Annotated in this window: 19 protein-coding genes and 4 pseudogenes; 14 read left to right on the top strand and 9 right to left on the bottom strand. The window is 41.8% G+C overall.

The window, feature by feature from the left end:
• Window positions 1-13 precede the first annotated feature (13 nt).
• From GRQ40_RS15660 to GRQ40_RS15645, 4 genes and pseudogenes are all read left to right on the top strand, one after another.
• The gene (locus tag GRQ40_RS15660) at window positions 14-1,330 is read left to right on the top strand and encodes an IS1182 family transposase (protein WP_159720322.1); all 1,317 of its coding nucleotides are present in this window, start codon (window positions 14-16) and stop codon (window positions 1,328-1,330) included.
• On the top strand, window positions 1,306-1,743 hold the full coding sequence (locus GRQ40_RS18810) for a transposase (RefSeq protein WP_159720942.1): 438 nt from the start codon (window positions 1,306-1,308) through the stop codon (window positions 1,741-1,743). The genes GRQ40_RS15660 and GRQ40_RS18810 overlap by 25 nt, the downstream gene beginning before the upstream one ends.
• Before the next feature lie 724 nt (window positions 1,744-2,467).
• A pseudogene (locus GRQ40_RS19070) lies at window positions 2,468-3,639 on the top strand (ISL3 family transposase).
• Window positions 3,640-4,488: 849 nt separating this feature from the next.
• A complete protein-coding gene (locus tag GRQ40_RS15645; protein WP_236546348.1) occupies window positions 4,489-4,869 on the top strand; it encodes a helix-turn-helix domain-containing protein in 381 nt (126 codons plus the stop codon).
• Here GRQ40_RS15645 and GRQ40_RS15640 read toward each other — a convergent pair.
• From GRQ40_RS15640 to GRQ40_RS15620, 5 genes and pseudogenes are all read right to left on the bottom strand, one after another.
• Window positions 4,857-6,007, bottom strand: a protein-coding gene (locus GRQ40_RS15640; RefSeq protein WP_201295959.1) for an IS3 family transposase whose coding sequence is annotated in 2 segments (ribosomal slippage) — window positions 4,857-5,752 and window positions 5,752-6,007 — 1,152 coding nt in all. Because the reading frame shifts where the segments join, the coding sequence is not laid out codon by codon here. The genes GRQ40_RS15645 and GRQ40_RS15640 overlap by 13 nt on opposite strands.
• A 72-nt stretch (window positions 6,008-6,079) precedes the next feature.
• A complete protein-coding gene (locus tag GRQ40_RS15635; RefSeq protein ID WP_159720321.1) occupies window positions 6,080-6,310 on the bottom strand; it encodes a hypothetical protein in 231 nt (76 codons plus the stop codon).
• 219 nt (window positions 6,311-6,529) lie between these two features.
• Window positions 6,530-7,693: pseudogene (locus GRQ40_RS15630) on the bottom strand (IS256 family transposase).
• Between the two features lie 537 nt (window positions 7,694-8,230).
• Window positions 8,231-9,080: pseudogene (locus GRQ40_RS15625) on the bottom strand (tyrosine-type recombinase/integrase).
• A gap of 716 nt (window positions 9,081-9,796) precedes the next feature.
• Window positions 9,797-10,420, bottom strand: a complete 624-nt coding sequence (locus GRQ40_RS15620; RefSeq protein WP_369818775.1) for a YhcN/YlaJ family sporulation lipoprotein — start codon at window positions 10,418-10,420, stop codon at window positions 9,797-9,799.
• Between the two features lie 167 nt (window positions 10,421-10,587).
• Here GRQ40_RS15620 and GRQ40_RS15615 point away from each other — a divergent pair, with 167 nt between their 5' ends.
• On the top strand, window positions 10,588-10,863 hold the full coding sequence (locus tag GRQ40_RS15615) for a YutD family protein (protein ID WP_044742343.1): 276 nt from the start codon (window positions 10,588-10,590) through the stop codon (window positions 10,861-10,863).
• Window positions 10,864-11,180: 317 nt separating this feature from the next.
• Here GRQ40_RS15615 and GRQ40_RS15610 read toward each other — a convergent pair whose 3' ends face one another.
• Window positions 11,181-11,456: a cytosolic protein gene (locus tag GRQ40_RS15610; protein ID WP_369818726.1), complete on the bottom strand. Its 276-nt coding sequence runs from the start codon at window positions 11,454-11,456 to the stop codon at window positions 11,181-11,183.
• A 126-nt stretch (window positions 11,457-11,582) separates the two neighbouring features.
• On the bottom strand, window positions 11,583-11,849 hold the full coding sequence (locus GRQ40_RS15605; protein WP_044742337.1) for a DUF3055 domain-containing protein: 267 nt from the start codon (window positions 11,847-11,849) through the stop codon (window positions 11,583-11,585).
• A gap of 115 nt (window positions 11,850-11,964) precedes the next feature.
• Here GRQ40_RS15605 and GRQ40_RS15600 point away from each other — a divergent pair, with 115 nt between their 5' ends.
• The 3 genes from GRQ40_RS15600 (at window position 11,965) to GRQ40_RS15590 (ending at window position 14,227) form a co-directional block, all read left to right on the top strand.
• Window positions 11,965-12,402: a DUF86 domain-containing protein gene (locus GRQ40_RS15600; protein ID WP_159720320.1), complete on the top strand. Its 438-nt coding sequence runs from the start codon at window positions 11,965-11,967 to the stop codon at window positions 12,400-12,402.
• An 83-nt stretch (window positions 12,403-12,485) separates the two neighbouring features.
• Window positions 12,486-13,124 (top strand): helix-turn-helix transcriptional regulator, encoded by a 639-nt coding sequence (locus GRQ40_RS15595; protein WP_044742342.1) that lies wholly within the window; start codon window positions 12,486-12,488, stop codon window positions 13,122-13,124.
• Window positions 13,125-13,456: 332 nt separating this feature from the next.
• On the top strand, window positions 13,457-14,227 hold the full coding sequence (locus tag GRQ40_RS15590; RefSeq protein ID WP_159720933.1) for a TIGR01457 family HAD-type hydrolase: 771 nt from the start codon (window positions 13,457-13,459) through the stop codon (window positions 14,225-14,227).
• Between the two features lie 240 nt (window positions 14,228-14,467).
• Here the strand turns inward: GRQ40_RS15590 and GRQ40_RS15585 are convergent, their stop codons facing one another.
• Window positions 14,468-14,953, bottom strand: coding sequence for a phosphatidylglycerophosphatase A family protein (locus tag GRQ40_RS15585; protein WP_066148845.1), 486 nt, complete (start codon window positions 14,951-14,953; stop codon window positions 14,468-14,470).
• 409 nt (window positions 14,954-15,362) lie between these two features.
• Here GRQ40_RS15585 and yutH point away from each other — a divergent pair, with 409 nt between their 5' ends.
• The 5 genes from yutH (at window position 15,363) to thrB (ending at window position 21,101) form a co-directional block, all read left to right on the top strand.
• Window positions 15,363-16,376 carry a spore coat putative kinase YutH gene (yutH, locus tag GRQ40_RS15580; RefSeq protein WP_236546347.1) on the top strand — a complete coding sequence of 338 codons (1,014 nt, stop codon included), beginning with the start codon at window positions 15,363-15,365 and terminating at the stop codon, window positions 16,374-16,376.
• A 267-nt stretch (window positions 16,377-16,643) separates the two neighbouring features.
• Entirely contained in the window at window positions 16,644-17,639 is a 996-nt protein-coding gene (locus GRQ40_RS15575) for a 2-hydroxyacid dehydrogenase (RefSeq protein WP_159720929.1), read from the top strand.
• Window positions 17,640-17,815: 176 nt separating this feature from the next.
• The gene (locus GRQ40_RS15570) at window positions 17,816-19,114 is read left to right on the top strand and encodes a homoserine dehydrogenase (protein ID WP_066148924.1); all 1,299 of its coding nucleotides are present in this window, start codon (window positions 17,816-17,818) and stop codon (window positions 19,112-19,114) included.
• Entirely contained in the window at window positions 19,114-20,175 is a 1,062-nt protein-coding gene (gene thrC, locus GRQ40_RS15565) for a threonine synthase (RefSeq protein WP_159720927.1), read from the top strand. The genes GRQ40_RS15570 and thrC overlap by 1 nt, the downstream gene beginning before the upstream one ends.
• Entirely contained in the window at window positions 20,172-21,101 is a 930-nt protein-coding gene (thrB, locus tag GRQ40_RS15560) for a homoserine kinase (RefSeq protein WP_159720319.1), read from the top strand. The genes thrC and thrB overlap by 4 nt, the downstream gene beginning before the upstream one ends.
• A gap of 44 nt (window positions 21,102-21,145) precedes the next feature.
• Here thrB and GRQ40_RS15555 read toward each other — a convergent pair.
• Window positions 21,146-21,447, bottom strand: a pseudogene (locus GRQ40_RS15555) (NifU family protein).
• A 28-nt stretch (window positions 21,448-21,475) separates the two neighbouring features.
• Here GRQ40_RS15555 and GRQ40_RS15550 point away from each other — a divergent pair.
• The gene (locus tag GRQ40_RS15550; protein WP_159720318.1) at window positions 21,476-21,811 is read left to right on the top strand and encodes a YuzD family protein; all 336 of its coding nucleotides are present in this window, start codon (window positions 21,476-21,478) and stop codon (window positions 21,809-21,811) included.
• Window positions 21,812-21,838: the final 27 nt, after the last annotated feature.

Raw genomic sequence — 21,838 nt, 5'->3', positions numbered from 1 at the left:
AAGGACGATTTTTATGAGCAATCAAATGATTACTACTGAAAATTATAACACGCAAATGACACTTTTTCCAGAAACAGAGGAAAAAAAGCTCTCTAAAAGACCATTAGCCCCTACTTTTAAACCCTATGACAACCGTCAAATTCAAGTTATTTTTGATATTGAAGCCCTCATACCAGAACATCACGTCGCACGAGTAGTGGATGAAATGGTTGAATCTGTACCAGATGAGCTATTGTTTTCTCATTATAAAGGCGGCGGCAGAAGTTCCTATCATCCCAAAATGATGCTGAAAATCATTCTGTATGCTTATTCTCAAAAGGTTTATTCCTGCCGAGGAATCGAAAAACTAATAAAAGAAAATATTCCTGCCATGTGGTTAGCTGCGATGCAACAACCCGATTTCCGCACGATCAATGAGTTCCGTGGAGAACGGATGAAGTCCTTGATGGATGAGTTATTTGAAGCGATGATTCTGAAATTGATTGAAGAAAATTACATCACGATGGAAAACTACTTTTTGGATGGTACTAAGATGGAAGCCAATGCCAATAAGTATTCTTTCATGTGGAAAAAATCAACCTCGAAATTGGAAGCGAAGTTAAGAGAAAAAATTCAAGAAACACTTCAGTACATTCAAGAATTAACCCAATTAGAAGCAAGAACAGCACAAAAAGAGGCGAACGAAGATCCAGAAATCACGGAACAGAACTTGGAAGCCATCGCTCAAAAATTAGAAGAAAAAGTCGAAATCCTAACAGAGGAAATCGAACAGGAATCCGATACAAAAGTTCGGAAGGAAAAACGAGCAGAACGCAAGAAATGGAAAAAACCTTTAAAGCTGATTCGGGAAAATTTCTTACCACGACTAGCTACATACAAGGAACAGAACGAAATCTTTGGCGATCGTAACAGCTATTCAAAAACGGATAAAGACGCAACTTTTATGCGAATGAAAGAAGATCATATGAAAAATGGTCAACTGAAGCCATGGTATAATGTGCAAATCGGGACAGAGAATCAGTTTATCTTGTTTTATACCATTCATCAACGACCAACCGATACACGTTGCTTTATCCCACATTTGGAGAAGCTAGCGTCCACTTCATTACCGATGCCCAAAACAGTCATTGCAGATGCAGGATATGGCAGTGAAGAAAACTATGTATATGCGATTGGTGATGAGAAAGAGCCTCGATTTGATTTTCTCATTCCTTATGGATCCTATGTACAAGAACAGACACGCAAATACAAAAAGGACATTAAAATGCGAAAAACTGGACCTATTGTGAAGAGGATGATTGTTTTATTTGCCCGAATGGAAGAAAAGTAACGTTTAAAAAATATCAAAACAAAAAGAATCCGTCTGGTTATGAGCAAAGCTTCAAAATATACGAATGTGAAGATTGTACAGATTGCCCATTAAAAGCGCAGTGCACGAAAGCGAAGGGCAATCGTCAAGTTCACTGGAATACCGTCTTCGAAGAAATGAAAGCGAAGGCAAAAACAGCCCTTGAATGTGAAGAGAAAGCCGCCATCTACGCTCGGCGCAAAGTCGAAGTAGAAAGTGTGTTCGGTCACATCAAGGGCAATCGGTCGTTCCGCAGATTTTCTTTGCGGGGCCTCGACAAGGTACATGTCGAGTTTGGGATTGTGGCGTTAGCCCACAACATACTGAAAGTAGCAGGCATCCGCCAGCTACTTTCGAAGAAAAATCGAAAAAATACAAAAGGGGCTGTCTCATAAGGGTCTGACCTCACGTGCGTTTAACAATATATAGCTCATTTATCCAACATTATGTCATATATATTGTGTTGTGGGGGCTGACTCTTCGATTTTGAGACAGCCTCTTCATTTTAGGGACTTATCAGACAGTCCCATTTTTTTGCATAAAACAAAATAGGTATAGTTGTTGAGTGACAAAAAAGTTGTTTAAATTACATAAATGTTGTTTAAATGCAAAAAAGTCGTTTAATTTTCTTTTTGTACCAACGAAGCAGGATAGAGAATAAGGTAATGAATGGTTAAACCTAAATAAAAAGGTTATTTATTTGATAATGTCGAAACTCTAAATAGGGAAAACAATATAAGAGACTTGCTTCGATAAATTAATTAAGAGGGGTGGTTTTTAAATGACTTTTTTGTTCGTAAACATAAAATAAAATAATCTAATAAATTGGGAGTTTTTATCGAAAAGATAACGCACTGAAAAGGACATTTTTACTTTGAAAAAACAGGATATAATTTTTTTAGGAAAGTGCGAGATGTAAAGTGATAAAAGGGATGTTTAAATTGTAAAAATATTTAAAAAACACAGTTTGCGGATTAAAATGGAAGTAATATAAAACTTTGGCTCTTCACCACAAAATGTACTTGACAATTAAATTTTTTTGTACATAAAGATACAAAAAAAGCGAAATTTCCTGTATGATAAAGGTGACCAAACCATCAACCATGGAGGAAATTTCGCATGCATTCTCAGTTGATCAAAGGTTTTATCGATTTACCAGACTTTCTTATTCAAGGAGAACGAAAAGAGGGAGATCGCTGGATTTTCGAACTGTCTCTTCCTCCGCATTGCCCGGTCTGCCTCGTTTGCTTCGGACGTACAACGAAAGTGTCATGCATCCAAACGGAAGCAATGGATCCATGGCTATACTCATACAATCGGTCTATTTTGTATTGAACTCCCTGTTGAAAGAAGACGTTGCTCCACTTGTTCCCTTACGTTTACCGTTTCCTATCCAGGACTTCCATCTTACAGTATCGTAACGGAATCGTTTCAACAGTGGGTCGCTCAGCTCTGTATCGAAAAAACGATTCAAGAAGTCGCTCACTTTTTACAACTTGCTTATACAACGGTAGAACGTTGGTTTTATCAATATACCTCGGCTTGTTTGTCAACTTCGGATTCGACCGTTGTATGCGTGGATGAATTCGCTTTCCGTAAAGGACAAGATTATAGAGTAGCCGTAGATGGATGCTCAAACTCGGCGTGCCCTGTCTATGGCTTCAGGAAAGAATGAAGAAGCGATTGCAGAGGTCCTTCAACCTGTCGCTTCAACGGCGAAGTATATCGTCAGTGATTTGGCTCCAGCCATGAGAAAAGCCATTCAAAAAGTGTGTCCAAGATCCATGTTCTCGATCACTTCCATGTCATTCAGTTGTTCACCGATGCACTCAAGCGTTGCCGTAAATACCTTGCTAAAGGTGGAACGAAACATGGAAGCGTTCGCCGTGTTTGCCGATTATTGAGCCAACGGCCAGAAAAGTTGACAGAAGAAGAGAGACAGAACGTTCGACAATGGTGTCAAGAAAGTTCGTATTTACGCCATGTCTATCAAACTCTTCAGCACTTCCGTTACGTATCGAAAAGTCCAACAAGAAAACAAGCCGAAACTCGTTTGGCACAATGGTTTGATCGCCACCTCTTTAGTGAATGTGCGGCTGTGCGAAAGTATTACCAAGGCGCTGCTCGCTCGAAAAGAGGCGGTGCTTTCTTGCATCGTTTTTCCTTATTCCAATGACCCAATGGAAGGAATCAACAACAAAATCAAGTTGATCAAAAGGCGGGGATATGGATACCGAAATATCCAACGCTTTGCTTTGCGTGTGCGTTTAGAGACTGCTATCATATGTTAACGTAAAAATCAAGTACATCTTTTGGTGATGAACCGAAATTTTGTTTTTTACGGTGGTGACTTGAAATGCGTGATTCTAATGACATTTATGCTAATGATAGTGTAGTGGATTATATGACACATCCAAATTTAATAATCATTCTTATCGTTGTAAACATGATATTGATGGCAACAGCTAAAAGAACATTTCCTTTCATAGTTTTCTGTGGTTTATTGCTTTTGTATTGGATTGGATTCGTTTATGATTATAGTTTTACTATGGAAAGAACTCCGCATGAAATACTTAGTAACCTCATGAATATCTTATACATAATATTTCCTTGGATGGTTTGGTGTTTCTTTGTTTACAGTGTCTATTCGAACGTTATACAACTTTTTAAGCGTAATAAATCTTAAATATAGTGTGTTTAATGAACGAGTGCGTTCGTGTAATAGTAATAGAAGAAGAAAACACCTAGCTTTTACAAGACGAATTTTTTATGTCCTAAAATCAATATTGAATGATGACAGAACCAAATATTTAATAGATAAGGAAAAGATTTATATGAATTCTAGCTAGCTTACAATTTATTGGAGGAATTATTGCTGTAATAATTTTTCGGGTACTATAAAAGGATGAAACTTGTAATTATAGCGTCAATTCTGCTTTTCCCCTCCTATTACTCTCATTCTAGTTTTGCTTTTAGATACATCAGAAAATTCAGGTAACATTTAATATTTATGGTTTGTAACTGCTAAACTAAACTGGACAGTTTCCGACAAATAAAATTGGACACTCATTTACCAAAAACGCTCTTAACAGCTAAGATAGATATTGACATTCTACTTAGTTGCTAGGAGGAAAAGAAAGGTGGATAAGTGGGAAGTGTACATGGAAATTTACCAACTGTTAAAGCAGGGATTTAGTAAAGTTGCAGTAGCTAAAAAGCTAAACATATCCCGAACAACTTTATATCATTATCTTCAGCGGTCACCAGAAGAGATGACGAGGTGGTTAGCTTCCACAAAGCAAAGGAAATTAGATCCGTATCGAGATATGATTTTACAGTGGATTCAGAAACATCCAGACATCTCAGCGTCCCAGATACAAGATTGGTTAGAGGAACGTGATCCAAACCTTTCGGTTGGAGAGAGTACCGTACGTCAATATGTCCGGCATTTACGTGAAGAATGGAAGTGGACCTCTGTCAATAGATTGGACAGCCAGAATCGAGAAAATTACGCAATTTGACCGTACATTCGTTCGTATTGAAAAGGTGTAAGATACCCGATAGCGGAATGTACGCGTTTCCGGTTGTAGAAAAACTCGATGTATTCAAAAATCCGACTTTGGGCTTCCTTGCGGGTTCTGAACTTCTCCAGATAGACGAGTTCCTTTTTGAGCACGCTGTGGAACGATTCGATGCAGGCATTGTCATAGCAGTTGCCCTTGCGGCTCATGCTGCATTTCATCCCGTATTTCAAGAGCCGTTTTTGGTACTCATGAGATGCGTATTGGCTGCCGCGATCGGAATGATGCAGGACTTCGCCTTTCGGCCGTTGACGGTTGTAAGCCTGATCCAGAGCTTGCAGGACCAATTCCTTGGTCATTCGCTCATCGGCGTGCCAGCCTACGATTTTGCGCGTGTACAAGTCCATCACGCTCGCGACATAGAGCCATCCCTCGTCTGTCGGAACGTAAGTGATGTCCGCCATCCAGACTTGATTGGGAGCTTGTGCCCTGAACTGCTGGTTCAGCACATTGTCATGCACTGGCAGATTGTGGTTCGAGTTCGTCGTCGTCTTGTATGTCTTGACGGTGCGCGACTTAAGCCCCAGTTCCTTCATGATGCGGGCGACCGTTTTTTCGGATACCCGAACACCTTGCTGGCGCAAGACTTGAGCGATCTTCGGGCTGCCGTACAGGCGACGCGAGTCCACAAAGATACGGCTAATCTGTTGTTCTAGTTCTCGGCGACGTTTCTTTTGCTCGCTTTCCTGGCGCCTGGTCCATTGATAATAACCACTCCGGGATACGTTCAAAACCTTGCACATCTCCGATACCGGATACTTGGAGCGGTGTTTGTGGATAAACGCAAAGATCCGTTCCGGTCTTTTGCGAAGATGTGCATCGCCTTTTTTAAAATTTCGTTCTCCATCTCGAGTTGGCGGATTCGTTTCTGCCTTTCGAGAAGGGTTTTTTCCTCGATTTTCAGGTTGCCGCTGCCGCGAAACGCATGGACCGGATCCTGTTTGAATTCGTTGATCCAGCGGTACAGAGTATTGTCGGATACGCCCAATTCTCGGGCGACCTGCGCCACCGGCTTCCCCTGTTCCTGAATCATTTTTACGGTTTGGATTTTGAACTCTTTGTCATATTTCTGACTCATCTTCGGACACCTCGATTTTGCTAGGTTTATTGTCGCATTCTCGATTCTCGGTGTCCACTATTTAGTCTAGCATCACTTTGCCTCATCTGGTGAAAGAGAGACGACCAACGAATTTGTAAGATTAAGCCTCTTGTGCTTTTTGTCTTTAAACTTCTCTTTTGAGAATTTATCTAGTGATTCTGGATTTTTTAATGTTACAATGTACTCTTCTTCTGTGGATTCTGCAGAACTCGTGGGAGCAACAGGTTCAACAAAAGTAATAATTAGTAAGAGAGATAAAAATAATGCTAAAATTCTTTTCATTCTTTCACTCCTTTTACATTTTTATATAATTACATGAAAATATTAAGATAACTGTTGGTACCGTCAAGAATTTTGTGTAATGTAAAATAGATAGGGTATCTCTGAAATGGATTTTAGAATAGAGAGGGGGGCTGTTTCCTCCACACAGGAGACTGAATATTCAGTCTTCTGTGTGGAAAGGGGGGATCCCCTTTTATTTCGTTAATTTACAGTGTTTGGTTAGTGATAACGCTCTTCAAACATTCGCTCGAGGGCTTCATGAGCTTCGGCAAATCCTCGCAACCTTCTCCCTGCCCCTTTCTCATTAAAATTTTGGATGGTCAAATACACGACTTTTTCAGCAGCTTCTAAACTGCTCAAACTGTTCATGGGCTTGAGACGTTTCCGAATCTCCTTGATCGTTCGTTCGATGGCATGGGTCATGTAAATCACACTTCGAATACGGCTTGGATACTCCATAAATGTAAGGAGGACATCCCACTCATTAGCCCAAGATTGAACTTCTCTCGGATACTTGCTGGACCATTTCGACTCAAACTGTTGAAACATCTGTAACGCCATCTCCTTATTCGGTGCGCAATAAATCAGCTTGAGACCCTCTGCCACTTCAAATTGATCTTTTTTCCGAACACGCTGGAGCGTGTTGCGGACTTTGTGAACGACACAATGCACATCGGCTTTCGGATAAACCGTCTTAAAGGCTTCCTCTAAACCCTAGTAGTCCATCGAATACGCCTAGAAGGACTTCCTTGACGCCTCTGTTGTATAGTTGTTGAAGAATCTCCTGCCATACATGGGCGCTTTCCTGTCCTCCCACAAAGAAATCAAGAATTTTACGAAACCCTTCTTCGTTTACACCTAGCACGACATAAATGCCCTCTTTTTTACCGTATCTCGACGAAGTTTCACGTACAACCCATCCAAATATAAGACCGAATATCGCTTTTGTAGAGGACGTGTGTGCTATTTCGCAATGTCCTCCTTTACCACATCCGTGATATGACTAATCGTTGTTGGTGAGTAGGCATTCCCTAAAATTCGTTCGATAAACTTGCCAATTTCACGCGTACTCATCCCACTTTGATACATCTTGATGACGGCTTCCTCAAGCCAGCCGGTATGGCGTTGGTAAGGGGTGAACAACTGCGTTTGAAATTCCCCGTTTCGGTCTCTTGGGACCAAAAGTCCTTCAATACGACCATACTGCGTATCTAGATTTCGTTGATAGTAGCCGTTTCTCATATTCGATGTTCCGGCTTGTTCTATTTCGAGGAAATTTTTTATTTCTTCCCGCATGATCCGTTCTAGTTTTTCCTTTACAAACTGACGAATGGCGTTTTCCATTTGATTGACCCAGTCTACATTCGGTATACTTTTAGACATAGGTAGGGTTCTCCTTTCTCTAAGATTTTTGGCCAAATCAGAGAATACCCTACCTTTTTCTTTTGGTCTAGTAAAATGCTTTACACAAAATTTTATACATCATCGTAACTAGAGATGTATATTTATAAATTTATCCAAAAGTTATAATCTGACAGTAATATAACATAAATTGCAAAAAATATAACACAAATTATACCAAAAAAATACAACAAAATAACACATTATTCGACAAATATTTTTGATAACCCTTGAATTCATAGCCAGTATACCTTTATATATTTCTTAATATTTCGAATTTTTTATTTTAAATACTTGTACAGTATCATATTAGATAAAATTAGACACATGGCTTTACATGGAGTGACGGACATGTTTTATCACATGTATTTACGACGGCAATCGACATGACGAATCTGTCGAACCTGGATCTCTGCCATCTTTATCTAAATGGAATATTGAATTTGCGTTGCGTGATGCGGCAGATGATAGTAAATCAATTCGTCAAGCCATGGCAAGCAACCATAGCCGACCTTCCCATCATAACTGATTCATTTTTTGAATGAACTCGTCTTTTGTTGGATTCGTGTATAAAAGCGTAGTATGAATGTTCGAGTGTCCTGTTGATTGGCCACTTCATGTACACTCAATCCTCGGCTAATGGCGTGAGAACAAAAAAATGTCGCAAATCGTGAGGAGTTATCCCTTTTCCGATGTGTTCCGAGTACTCTTTAAACAGCTTATTGATCGTCGTGCGGTTTAACGGTTGATTGCGGTTGCTAATGAAAAGGTACTCACTCTCAATCCCTTTTTCTTTTTGTTCCTTTAACCATAACTCGAGAGCGGATTTAACCTTGTCGTTCATAAATACTACTCGATACTTATCTTCTTTGCTACTTCTTATCGTGATTTCCCTAGAAACAAGGTTGCAATCGCTCATTTTCAGGTTCAGCGCTTCAGAAATTCGCAGTCCAGCATACGCCAAAAGGGTAACTAACGCATAGTTACGCTTATTTCCGCTATCCAGTACCAGTTGACGGAATTTCTCAACGTCTTTCAGCTCCACTTTGGCCAATGAAGCGTATTGTGGCTGTACCTTCATATAATCCTTTTTGGTTAATACCATATCCCGCTGTACTTTCGTTTCGAGCAGAAACTCATTGAATTTGACCAAGGCGTTTAATTTTGTGTTAATTGTTGGTTTTGCTTTCTTAACGGTTCGTAAAAAAGAAATATACTCTTGAACATTCTCACGATGAAGCCGTTTAAACTCTACATCTTTGGATTCATCAAACCATTTCAAAAATCCTGCGACCGACTGCAAATAGCTTTTAATGGTATTTTCGCTTTTCCCTTCTTCCCATAAATATCGTTCGAATTGTTCCAGCATTCCTCTCACCACCTATAAACTATGTTGAATTTTACACTTAAATATTGCCACCATCATCATTACTATTCAACATAGTTCATATTTTATGTTGAATGAAAATGACATTGCAGCAAACTAAGCTACTTCCTAACGATCTACGAACTTATAAAAACGATAATCAATTTTAAGCCACTTATTAATCCCGTAGAGCGTTTTTTAAAGCAAGGGGAAAACCATTACCCTGCCATTTAAAATGCGTTATACGCCAATTTTAGCGGCCATTTTTTTGTTCAGGGATAAAAATGGAGTATTTTTTTATTTTTGAAAAAAAGAGTAATAAAACATGCAGTAAAGTTTGTTTATCCCATCATGTTTTATCCTTCAATTTTTTCTTGGCCTTTAAAGGAGTGGACGAATTATCCATCCCCCCTTGCGTTTTGCGAGGTCATCCATATGAGCGGAGCTTAATTCTGGTCATAGACACAATCGGGTACAGCGTAGGGTGCCCAATTGTAACTACCCAGCCGTGGGTATGTTTAATGGGGTATAGCCGAACACTGAATTTTCCTAGCTTCGCCGCATTTTTTGCTGCACTTAGAATGACACAAAAAAACTCCGACCATATATGTTTTTTACGCCCATTTTTACGCAATAAAAAATGCCTACCAAAGTAGGCGAAAGCTTGTCGACTTTTTCGACAAGCTGAGGTCCTGTTTTTTGTAAACAGGACCTTTTCGTTATTTTGCTTTTGTTTCTTTTGGTGTGCCATCGCGAAAATCACGATCGAGACGATCGTTCATTTCATGAATCATTTCGCCATTGGCATTTTCTCCGTCACTCAGCTTCCGACCTTGCGGATATTTAAGCATGTCTTTAATCGTTGTGTCGAGAATTTGGTCAATATTTTGGCTGTTCGAATCTAAACGGCCAAAGCGTTCGATTTCTTTCATCATTCGCGGGTCATCCGCGACATAGACATGATAGTAGCGCGGTACGACAGAAAGGGCGGTTTTTTTCACTTGATCGGCTGTCTCCAATCGGTTTTTTGTATCTGTATCGTAAGCAATGAGTACTTCCTCATCAGTTACGAGCGTCGCCACATCATTCACATTTGGCAGCTGTACACATAATTTGCTAATTAAATCGGCGACCCGTTCGCGATTTAATGTTGGCATCGCGCCATAAGATGTTCGATCTCCCATAATTGGGCTTTTTTGATGGCGGACGTAACCGAAGTTATTCAGCCTTGAATCATTGCCGTTTGGAACGCCTTCGACATTATATAAATCATTTCGGTCGGTGACATTAATCGTATTTCCATTTCGTCTATATAAATCCCCGTTGTTGTTATCCTCTGCCATTTGCGCACATCCAGTGAGAGACACGACGGCGCCAATGGAAAAAGCAAGGACCGTTTTCTTCACTATAAACACCTCCTCGTTTTCATCATTCCTTTCTATGCAAACTTTCATAACAGTAATTGATTGGGAGTGCTTCATCATTTATGATAAAGGATGAGGTGAAAGAAATGATTTGTATTAACAATACATGCTATGAGCTAGTTGAAAATGTGAAAAACGGGTTCAATGAAGAAGCCTTTCGCACACGCTATGCGGATATTTTGAATAAATACGATTATATTGTTGGAGACTGGGGATATAATCAGCTACGGCTGCGAGGCTTTTTTGACGATCATAATCAAAAAGCGACATATGATACAAAAATTAGCACATTATCCGAATATTTGTATGAATATTGCAATTTCGGCTGCGCCTATTTTGTATTACGAAAAGTTAAAAAATAAGCATGGCTGAGATGGTAGGCAAATACAGTTTACATGATGCCTTCTTTCTAACAGGTGATCATTTAACACCCTCCACGGCGAAGTTTCCCACCTTTACACGCAGGGAAGGTGAGAGGAAGGGGTTCATGTATAAAGTTATCGCGCCTTTTTCTGCCTCAGACGGTCTTAAAAACGCTTGCCACATAAAGATAACTGAGCAAAGATAAGAATGAAACAAAGAAGTTCATAAGCGGATGGGCGAAGAGAGGGGCTCAGAATGAAAGCGCTGGTCAATAGGATGGCTATCTCAAGAGATATGAGATAGCCATGTTTTTTCGTTAGTCATTAAGCTGATCATACGGAGGTTGTTCATCCCTCGCCGGATCATCATGAGGTGGATGGGCTCCTGGATATTGGCGTGGAATATTTTGATGGAACGCTTTATATTCATAATTAAAGTTGCTGTAATAGCGTTGTCCTTCATGCCAAGGTGTACTTTTATTTTGGACAGGTTCCTCTTTCCTGATGGGCGATCCGTATGGACCATCGGGAAATTCTTCAGATGTCAGAAAGTCTCTCCGTTTTTCGACACTGGAAAAGTCCGTATAAGGCATTTTGTTCATCCTCCTTCATCTAAGGGGATGTTTATAATATGCCCCTAAAATGAACACGATATGAATAACGGAAGCAAAAATGTCTCTCCGCTTTGTTACAGGCAGAAGACTTCTCGGTGGATGGGGTTAAATCACCTCAAACAAGAAAGAACGCAAATCGTCGGCATCTTCTTCACTTAATTGGTAAGCATGTTCTAAATAGCCTGGCTCTTCAAGATCATCCTGCCCAATAATGGCAAACCGATTACCTTGCATATCAAGAACGAGATATTTTCCATAAAAGCGGTCGGTTTGAACGATCGCCAAGTCAAAGCGCTGCCGTTGGCCAAGGAAGCTAACAAATCTTGTCTTGGATTCAACGGCATCATCATATAAAAAAAATCGTTCACTCATGCGTTGCACCTCCAAAAAAGTCGATATATTCATCTTACCAGACGTTTATGCGATCTGTCTCCGTTTGTTATAATACACTATAAAGGGGTTTAATTGAAAAGGGAGGCAGGATGACATGTATTTTGTTGATCGCGCTAAAATTGAAGCAACCTTATGCTATATGGAGCGGCTATTAAGGATTTATGAACAACAAACGGAATGGGAGGAAGAAATTGCTCAGCTCGCATTTGAACGTATTGCCCATCTTTGTATTGATGCCGTGCTTGATGTGGGAAACGCGATGATTGATGGCTTTATTATGCGAGATCCGGGCAGTTATGAGGATATCATTGATATTTTAACAGATGAGAAAGTCATCACAAGCGTTCAAGCTCAAGAGTTAAAAGCCATTATTCAATACCGGAAAATGCTTGTGCAGCAGTATACAGAACAAAACCATTCCGAGCTGCTTGCAATATTCCGACGGGCGCTGCCCGCTTTGCAGTCGTATCCAGCTTCGGTTCGCATATACTTAGAAAATGAACTTGGGCCTGTTTCAGCGTTTCGCAATTGATCATTGATTTTTGAAACTTTTTTGTTTAAAAATTGTGTAAATGTCAGAAATAACGTAAAATGAGGGAGAGGACGGTGAACGAGATGAATAATCAATCCTCTTCCACGAAACAGCAATTGCTGCAGCTGTTGAAAATAGAAAAACGGCTGACCGCGGGTGAACTAGCCAAGCGGCTAGAAGTGAGTGAGATGGCTGTGCGCCGCCACCTTCATACATTGGAGCGTGACGGTCTTGTTCAGGCAACGCTTGTTCGCCAAGCGATGGGAAGACCAACGAATGTATATGAGCTGTCGGAGAAAGGGGAAGAACGTTTTCCGCAGCATTATAAACAGCTCACGATGGACTTGCTCAAGGAGCTGGAGCATGTAGCGGGAGCCGAAATGCTGGAAAGGCTTTTTCGAGCGAGGACCGAACGGCTCAAAGCAACATATGAGCGTGATTTTCAGAAGAAAACATTTGAACAAAAAATGAAGCGGCTCTTAAAGCTGCAAAATGAGCAAGGATATATGGCAAAAGTCAAGAGGGATGAAGACGGAACGTACCACCTCATTGCGTATCATTGTCCCATTTCTGAAGTGGCTAAAGAATATCATTCTGTTTGCTCGTGCGAACAGCAGCTTTTTCGCCAGCTTTTGGACACTTCCGAAGTTGTTTTACGCACTTGTATAACAAAAGGAGACGACAGGTGCCACTATCAAATAAAAGAACAGACAGGTGAATGATAAAAAACAAGAACGCTCTATTTATGCAATAAAGGGCGTTTTTGTTTTTGCGTTCGGACTTTTGATCGAATGGATGTTAGTATAAGTGTCGCCGTTTCATAAGGAGCATATATTTTGTCATTCCAGCGTGTTTGTTGTTAATATAACCTTGTTTTACGGTTGTAACGTTTCCTGCAACCCAATCCCTATATCAAGGAGTCACAAATGGAGTGCCAACGGTTTTCTCCATGTCCTTATGAACATCATGCAAAAAAGAAAGGAGGAAGGCGCATTCCTCTCCCCCTTACTCCCTTTAGTCGTTGGAGCGGGGGGGCTCCTGCGCCAAAAATATGATGAAGAAATATAAAGGCTATTTAATTGATCTGGACGGAACCATGTACCGTGGAACAGAATGTATTGCAGAAGCAAGAGAATTTGTAAAAGAGCTGCATCGGAGAAATATTCCTTATTTATTTGTTACCAATAATTCCTCACGCACACCCATACAGGTGGCTGAAAAGCTGAAGTCATTTGATATTCCAGCGACTGAACAACAGATTTTCACAACAAGCCAAGCGACAGCGAACTATATTTTTGAACAAAAACCGGACGCTTCGGTCTATGTCGTTGGTGAGGACGGAATTCGTGAAGCCTTAAAAGAGAAAGGATTTACATTTGCAGCAGAGGATGCTGAATTTGTTGTAATGGGCATTGATCGGGCGATTACATATGAAAAGCTGGCCATCGCTTGTTTGGCTGTGCGCAACGGCGCTACATTTATTTCGACTAACGGTGATATCGCGATTCCTACAGAGCGCGGGCTGTTGCCTGGGAATGGATCATTGACAGCTGTGGTCGCCGTTTCTACGCAAGTGTCCCCTATTTTTATTGGTAAGCCCGAAAAAATCATTATGGAACAGGCATTAAAGGTTCTAGGAGTGCCTAGAGAAGAAACATTAATGATCGGTGACTATTATGATACGGATATTAAGGCAGGAATGAACGCAGGAATCGACACATTGCTTGTACACACTGGCGTTACTACAAAAGAATTGCTAAAGCAATATGATCAGCAACCAACTTACACGGCAGATTCGCTTCAAGAGTGGCTGGAAAGGCTTTGATGTGCCGATGCTCCATTCATAGCTTAACAAGGTTCGAGAGAAGAAGTATACCATGAAAAAGGGTGCCTGTTCATTCAGGCACCCTTTCCGATGAAAGCAGAAATAGGCAATGGATAGCCCATATGAAGCTTCGCCCTAGAGGCGGGGGATAAAATATCGTCTACGATGATCACCTAATAATAGGCATTGTCTTTTGTTTTGTATAAACATCAAGAATGGAATGCTCGGCTAACGTTCGCTTTATTTTTTTTCATGGGCGGCACGGTGTGCCAAACGGCTTGAAGCTGCTGCCGCGATGGCTCCGACAATGTCATCTAAAAATGTATGGCATTTTCCTGTTGATTTATCATTCAAATATTGGAGAATTCCCGGTTTTTGTTTATCAATGTAGCCGTAATTGGTGAAGCCAATCGATCCGTATACATTCACAATCGATAAGGCGAGAATTTCATCTACTCCGTATAGCCCTTCATCTCGATGGATGATGGATTGAAGAGGTTCTTCCAGCATCCCTTTTTCCGCTAATACATCCAGCTGTATTCCTGTAAGAATCGCATTTTGAACTTCACGTTTGGAAAGAACACGATTCACATTTTCAATGCATTCTTCCATTTTTAAGTTTGGATGGTATTTGGATTGTAGATAGTATACTAAATCAGCAATATCTTCGATTTTGACGCCACGTTTTTCTAGCCAATTGCGAGCGGTTTGTTCGAGATTTTCCATTGATTTCACCTATTTCTTTTATAAAGTGTTTTGTATTGTATATGTTTGCTGCCGTGTAAACGTGTCTAATTTATGCATGATATCATGGGTGTTGATAGTTAGACCGCTTCATTGCAGCCTGTCTGCCAGCCGGACATCGATGATTGGCTGCCTTTTTGAAAATAAACAGCGATGGCTGTCTGCTTTGCTTGTATTTTTATCAATGAAAGCATCACTTTGTTTTTTCCTGATCAAGCCTATACCATACTGTCGCAATGTTTTAGCAAAACAGAGGAAAATCCATCTTTATTGAATTTGTTAGTATTATACTCAAAAAGCGAAATAGGGCGCAAATATTTTATGTCTATGCCGGCTCGACAGATTATACAAATTTTTCTTATGCTCTCCTCATATACTTTGTTGAAGGAGGATGAGAGCTGTGCGTGAGGTCATTAACGATGAATACGGGCTAAGTATAGAGCAGACAGAGAAGATTGGAGAGTATGATACATTTCTATTCAAAAATGAACGATATATGATTGTTCCTGTTGAACAGCGAACGAGTGAGGAAGTTAATGAGTTGTATCAGATGGGAATGTACTTGCACGCGAAAGGAGATCTATCAGTCGCTTCTTTTGTACAGACCAAAACAGGTACGATCATAGCCTATCATCAAGACCGGCCTTTTGTTGTTCTGCGTATTTATCCGCACGTATATACGCGAACGATTCCAATGGGCAAGGAATTAGCAAAGCTGCATGAACAGGGGCGGCATTTTCCAGCCTATGTTGCCCACTGTAAGCGAATTGGTCTATGGAAGGAATTGTGGGGGCAAAGGCTTGATCAGATGGAGTCTTTTTGGAAGGAAAAAATAAAGATGCCACGAGAAGCAGAGTTTGAGCAGCTGTTTATTGAATCCTTCCCATATTATATGGGGCTTACGGAAAATGCTATTCAATACATCACGGATACGGAACTGGATGAACAGCCGTATTTTGTTGATTCGGCTACCATTTGCCATGAACGAATTGCCCACACCCTTTGGGCTGAAGGAAGAGAGGTCAAGCTGCCGACAGATTGGGTATATGATCATTGCGCGCGCGATTTGGCAGAATGGGTGCGAGCCTTATATATGAAAGAAGGAAGAAGCGATGATGAGCAAATTCGCCATTTTTTCCGTGAGTACGAACGTTTGACGCCGTTGTCCGCTTTTGCTTGGCGGCTTATCTACGCCCGTTTAGTATTTCCGCTTCACTATTTTGAATGTATTGAAGGCTATTACTCCACCAACAAAGAGGAAGAAAGGCATGGACGGGAACAGACGCTTCGAATCATTTTGGCCAATACAAGAAACTATGAGCAGTTTTTAGCCACCTTTTATGACCGGCTTGAGCTTGTTCGCCGCTTCCGATTGCCAACCATTAAATGGCTATCGCCTGCCTAGCCTTTTGTATATGAGAAGAGCATCCTATAGACATGCCCGGTCGGCAAGCCAATCGGCTTGTCGACTTCAGCAGAAAAGCGAGAACTCCAGCCCTGTTCATTGGTTTGTGTTGAATCATCAATACCTATGCTTTTATAAAAATGTGATGTATTTAGTTGGCTTGCTTCTGTGGTTGTAAGGCCGATCGATCAAGAGAAATCTTTTTTTTCGTTTTGTTTATGATAAGATGAAAAAGAAAGATGATCGTATAAGGAAGGAGACGGGGCAATAGTGAAGCCGTATGTTTTTATTACGAGAAAATTGCCAGATGAAATCATTGCACCTCTCAAGGAATATGCGGAAGTGACGATGTGGCCTTACGAAGATGTAGCTGTATCAAGAGAAGTTTTGTTGGAGGAAGCGACGAAAGCGGATGCGCTACTAACGATGCTTTCAGAGCAAATCGATGGTGAAGTAATGGAAGCTGGAAAATCGTTGAAGGTTGTCGCCAATTTAGCTGTCGGTTTTGATAATATTGATGTCTCACTGGCAACGGAGAAGGGAATCGCCATTTGTAATACACCAGATGTATTAACGGATACAACCGCGGATTTAACATTTGCGTTATTGTTAGCTGCTGCGCGTCGTATGGTAGAGGCTGCTGAATTTATCAAAAGCGGCGAATGGAAAAGCTGGAGCCCTTTTCTACTGGCGGGAACGGATGTTCATCATAAGACGATTGGAATTGTTGGAATGGGAAAAATCGGCCAAGCGGTGGCCAAACGCGCTGCAGGGTTTGACATGAACATTTTATATCACAACCGGTCGAGAAACGAGCAGGCGGAAGCGCAGCTTGGCGCAGTCTATTGTTCTTTTTCCGAGCTTTTGCAGCAATCTGATTTTATCGTTTGCTTGACTCCTTTAACGAAGGAAACCCGGCACCTCTTTAATCGTTCCGCTTTTCAAATGATGAAGCGTTCCGCGATTTTTATAAATGCTTCAAGAGGGGCGGTTGTCGACGAAGATGCCTTGTACGAGGCGCTTGTTCAACAAGAGATTGCAGGTGCAGGATTGGATGTGTTTACAAAAGAACCGATTGATCCTTCTCATCCGTTGCTTTCCTTAAAAAATGTCGTGGCCTTGCCTCATATTGGCAGTGCAAGCATTGAAACGCGCTGTAGCATGATGGAATTATGCTGCCAAAATATACTGGCTGTCTTAAAAGGCGAGACGCCAAAAACGCTTGTAAACAAAGAATGGTTACTCAACCGCCACAATGCGTAATTCCCCGCATAGCGGGGAATTTTTATGAATAAAAAATTATCTGAATTTACTTGATGTTAAGCGTTTTCAGAATATATGATAATAAAATAATCATTGTAAAAGAAAAGTATATCTTTTATAATGTCTACTATAAAAGAACAAATGTACATACAGGAGAAACAAAAGGGGTGGAAAATGTGGCAAAACCGATTGCAGTAGGCTTATTAGGATTAGGAACAGTGGGGAGCGGTGTAGTTAAAATCATTGAAAACCATCAGGATCAGCTTATCCATCAAGTGGGTTGCCCTGTTGTCGTGAAAAAGATTCTTGTGCGCGATGTATATAAGGAACGTGATGTTCAGGTGAACACTTCATTGCTGACCACCCGTGCTGATGAGGTGATCAACGATCCAGAGATCGATGTGATTATTGAGGTAATGGGCGGAATTGAAGAAACGAGAAGGCATCTTTTGCAAGCATTGCAGCAAGGAAAGCACGTGGTAACGGCTAATAAAGATTTAATGGCCTTATATGGTTCGGAATTGCTGGCCACAGCAACAGAAAACGGATGCGATTTATTTTATGAAGCCAGCGTTGCAGGGGGCATTCCCATTTTGCGAAGCCTTGTCGAGGGATTAGCTTCTGACCGCATTACAAAAATGATGGGGATTGTCAACGGAACGACTAATTTTATTTTAACGAAAATGTGCAAATACGGGATGCCTTATGAGCAAGTGCTTGCAGAAGCCCAGGCTCTTGGCTATGCGGAAGCCGATCCGTCCGCGGATGTTGAGGGATTGGATGCAGCCAGAAAAATGGCGATTTTGGCTCGTCTTGGTTTTTCTATGAATATCGATTTAGAAGATGTACAAGTAAAAGGCATTACGGATATTACGGAAGAAGATTTAGATTATAGCAAACGTTTAGGTTATACGATGAAATTAATCGGTATTGCCCATCGTGATGGCGATAAAGCCGAAGTCAGCGTGCAGCCGACGCTGCTTCCTGATTCACACCCGCTTGCTTCTGTGAGCGACGAGTACAACGCTGTATATGTATACGGGGAAGCCGTTGGAGAAACGATGTTTTATGGACCTGGAGCAGGCAGCTTGCCAACCGCGACCGCTGTCGTATCGGATTTGGTGGCGGTGATGAAAAATATGCGGCTTGGCGTCAACGGTAGAAGTGCAGTCGCCCCGCAATACGAGAAGCGTCTAAAATCACGTTCAGAAATCTTTTCTAAATATTTTGTACGCATCCATGTGAAGGATGAGGTGGGGGCATTTGCTAAAATTACCGCAATTTTTGCTGAGCAGGGGGTAAGTTTTGAAAAAATTCTTCAGCTTCCGCTTAAAGAAAAAGGGCTGGCCGAGATTGTCATTGTTACTCACAGGGCCTCACAGCAGGCTTACGAAGACATTTTGCAGCGTTTAAGGGATCTTGAAATTGTTCATCAAGTCAAAAGCTCGTACCGCGTAGAAGGGAATGGAAATTGATGATGTGGAAGGGATTATTGCATGAATATCGTCATTTTTTGCCGATTACAGAAAAAACCCCGCTTCTTTCACTAAATGAAGGAAATACTCCGCTTATTCGTTTGGAGCGTTTATCGAAGTTGCTTGAAATCGATCTTTATGTAAAGGTCGAAGGGGCCAATCCAACGGGTTCATTTAAAGACAGGGGAATGGTTATGGCTGTCGCCAAGGCGAAGGAGGAAGGAAGCCATACGATTATATGCGCTTCGACAGGAAACACCTCTGCGGCAGCGGCTGCGTATGCGGCCAGAGCAGGATTGCGCTGCATTGTTGTGATTCCGCACGGGAAAATTGCAATGGGCAAGCTAGCTCAGGCCTCGATTTATGGAGCAGAAATTTTCGCCATTGAGGGCAATTTTGATGAGGCCTTGAAAATGGTGCGCCGGCTTAGTGAAATGGCGCCAATTACCCTTGTTAACTCGGTCAATCCATATCGAATTGAAGGGCAAAAAACAGGGGCCTTTGAAATTTGCGATCAACTGGGAAAGGCACCGGATGTACTAGCGATTCCTGTTGGTAATGCGGGAAATATCACCGCTTACTGGAAAGGGTTTAAAGAGTATCATGAAGCGAAAGGCACGGGTCTTCCAGAAATGCGCGGGTTTGAAGCAGAGGGGGCGGCAGCGATTGTCCGCAACCAGGTCATTACTCAACCAGAAACGATTGCAACCGCGATTCGCATCGGCAATCCGGCAAGCTGGAATCAAGCGGTGCAGGCCGCTAGCGAATCGAAAGGGAAAATTGATGAAGTATCCGATCAGGAAATGGTGACGGCTTATAAGCTTCTTGCCAGAGAAGAAGGCATTTTTGCTGAGCCAGCTTCATGCGCATCCCTGGCAGGGGTCATCAAGCAGAGAAATAACAAGGAAATCAGCAGCGGAAGCACAGTCGTTGCCGTGCTTACTGGAAATGGATTAAAAGATCCGGCGATTGCCATCGATGTGGCAGAAATCAAGCCGCTTGTTCTCCCAAATGATGAACAGGTCGTATTTGAGCATATTCAAGGGGCTGTTCGCCAATGAAAGAAGGAGAGATGCTAAAGATCGTTGTTCCAGGCAGTACGGCTAATCTAGGACCTGGATTTGATTCGCTTGGTCTTGCCGTTTCTCGTTATTTAGAATTGGAAGTGCATAAAGGCGATGAATGGCGCTTTATTCCTCAAACGGCCGAAGTTCAAACGATCCCTCAAGGAACGGAAAATTTGATTTTTCAAGTGGCAGAACGCCTCGCCAGCCAGTATGGACGTGCCCTGCCGCCTTGCGTTGTCAAGGTATTCAGCGATATTCCATTTACGCGCGGACTTGGAAGCAGCGCTGCAGCTGTTGTCGCTGGAATTGAATTAGCTAATGAGCTTGCGGACTTATCCTTGACAATGGAGGAAAAAATACGGCTGGCTGCTGCTTATGAGGGGCACCCTGACAATGTTGGCGCTTCATTATATGGAGGACTGGTCATTGGCAGTCATCGTAACGAGGAAACGACGATTGTCCATCTTTCTGATATTGATCTCGATTTGGTCGCCGTCATTCCCAGCTATGAATTGGAGACAAAAAAAGCACGCAGCGTTCTGCCGCAATCGTTCACTAGGGCAGAAGCAGTAGAGGCAAGCGCTATAAGCAACGTTTTAGTCGCTGCACTGCTCATGAAAAACTGGGAGCTGGCCGGAAAGATGATGGAATGCGATTTATTTCATCAGCCGTATCGTCAAGAGCTGATTCCAGAATTACCGCTTGTCCTGCCGCTTGCGAAGGAATATGGAGCGTTTGGTGTAGCGTTGAGCGGCGCAGGGCCAACCATCCTTTGTTTTGTTGAGCCTGGAAAGGGAGCACATGTAAGAGAACGATTGGCTCCTCATTTTCAGCATTGCCAGGTTGAAACGTTAACCGTCGAGCCAAAAGGAAGTCAAGTGTATAAAACAACCTTAGAAGCATATGAAATGGATAGGTAAAAGAAGAGAAGGGCGTCCCGCTTAGGACACCCTTCTATTTATGTTTAGAATACTTGCTCTACTTCAACGACTCCTGGCACTTCTTCTAAAAGAGCACGTTCAATTCCGGCTTTTAAAGTGATGGTTGAGCTTGGGCAGCTGCCGCAAGCACCAAGCAAGCGCAATTTAACTACGCCGTCCTCAACGTCGACAAGCTCGCAGTCGCCGCCATCGCGAAGAAGGAATGGGCGCAACTTATCTAACACTTCTTGTACTTGTTCTTTAATTTCCAAATCGCTCATTCTTATCGACTCCTTTCCTTAACTTTATTATAATCGGTATAAAGAAAAAAATCTAATAACTTTATTTGTCATAGAGAGGAAAGGTGGCCGCCTATGTCGTTAAAGCAAGTGGAAATATGCGTATATGGCGCAGAGATCATATGTGCTTCGTGTGTTAATTTGCCCTCTTCAAAAGAAACGTATGAGTGGCTTGAAGCCGCCATTAAACGGAAATATCCGGATCAGCCGTTTCTTATCACATATGTCGATATTTTTAATCCGCCGGATGACCAGGTTAAGAAAGCGTTTGCGGAAAAGGTCATTGAAGAGGATTTATTTTACCCGGTTGTGGTTGTGGAAGGGGAAATTGTGGGAGAAGGAAATCCGAAGCTAAGGGCCATTTATGAAAAAATGGAGCAATACGGTTATCAAGCCGTTGAGCAACTGTAAAAATAAAACACGGCCGTCAAAAGTTTT

The organism is Anoxybacillus sp. PDR2 (assembly GCF_009834045.1).
In the GTDB taxonomy this organism is placed as follows: Bacteria; Bacillota; Bacilli; order Bacillales; family Anoxybacillaceae; genus Anoxybacteroides; species Anoxybacteroides rupiense.
Note: the sequence above shows the minus strand (reverse complement) of the source record. Positions and strands in the feature narration are given on the sequence as shown.

What these genes read in the sequence shown, in the direction of transcription:
- GRQ40_RS15660 (WP_159720322.1), top strand. Translation starts at nt 14, where the DNA reads ATGAGCAATCAAATGATTACTACTGAAAATTATAACACGCAAATGACA.
- GRQ40_RS15620 (WP_369818775.1), bottom strand. Translation starts at nt 10,420, where the DNA reads ATGGCAGAGGATAACAACAACGGGGATTTATATAGACGAAATGGAAAT.
- GRQ40_RS15590 (WP_159720933.1), top strand. Translation starts at nt 13,457, where the DNA reads ATGAAGAAATATAAAGGCTATTTAATTGATCTGGACGGAACCATGTAC.
- GRQ40_RS15605 (WP_044742337.1), bottom strand. Translation starts at nt 11,849, where the DNA reads ATGAGTGAACGATTTTTTTTATATGATGATGCCGTTGAATCCAAGACA.
- GRQ40_RS15610 (WP_369818726.1), bottom strand. Translation starts at nt 11,456, where the DNA reads ATGCCTTATACGGACTTTTCCAGTGTCGAAAAACGGAGAGACTTTCTG.
- GRQ40_RS15635 (WP_159720321.1), bottom strand. Translation starts at nt 6,310, where the DNA reads ATGAAAAGAATTTTAGCATTATTTTTATCTCTCTTACTAATTATTACT.
- GRQ40_RS15615 (WP_044742343.1), top strand. Translation starts at nt 10,588, where the DNA reads ATGATTTGTATTAACAATACATGCTATGAGCTAGTTGAAAATGTGAAA.
- GRQ40_RS15600 (WP_159720320.1), top strand. Translation starts at nt 11,965, where the DNA reads ATGTATTTTGTTGATCGCGCTAAAATTGAAGCAACCTTATGCTATATG.
- thrC (WP_159720927.1), top strand. Translation starts at nt 19,114, where the DNA reads ATGATGTGGAAGGGATTATTGCATGAATATCGTCATTTTTTGCCGATT.
- thrB (WP_159720319.1), top strand. Translation starts at nt 20,172, where the DNA reads ATGAAAGAAGGAGAGATGCTAAAGATCGTTGTTCCAGGCAGTACGGCT.
- GRQ40_RS15550 (WP_159720318.1), top strand. Translation starts at nt 21,476, where the DNA reads ATGTCGTTAAAGCAAGTGGAAATATGCGTATATGGCGCAGAGATCATA.
- GRQ40_RS15585 (WP_066148845.1), bottom strand. Translation starts at nt 14,953, where the DNA reads ATGGAAAATCTCGAACAAACCGCTCGCAATTGGCTAGAAAAACGTGGC.
- yutH (WP_236546347.1), top strand. Translation starts at nt 15,363, where the DNA reads ATGAGAGCTGTGCGTGAGGTCATTAACGATGAATACGGGCTAAGTATA.
- GRQ40_RS15595 (WP_044742342.1), top strand. Translation starts at nt 12,486, where the DNA reads ATGAATAATCAATCCTCTTCCACGAAACAGCAATTGCTGCAGCTGTTG.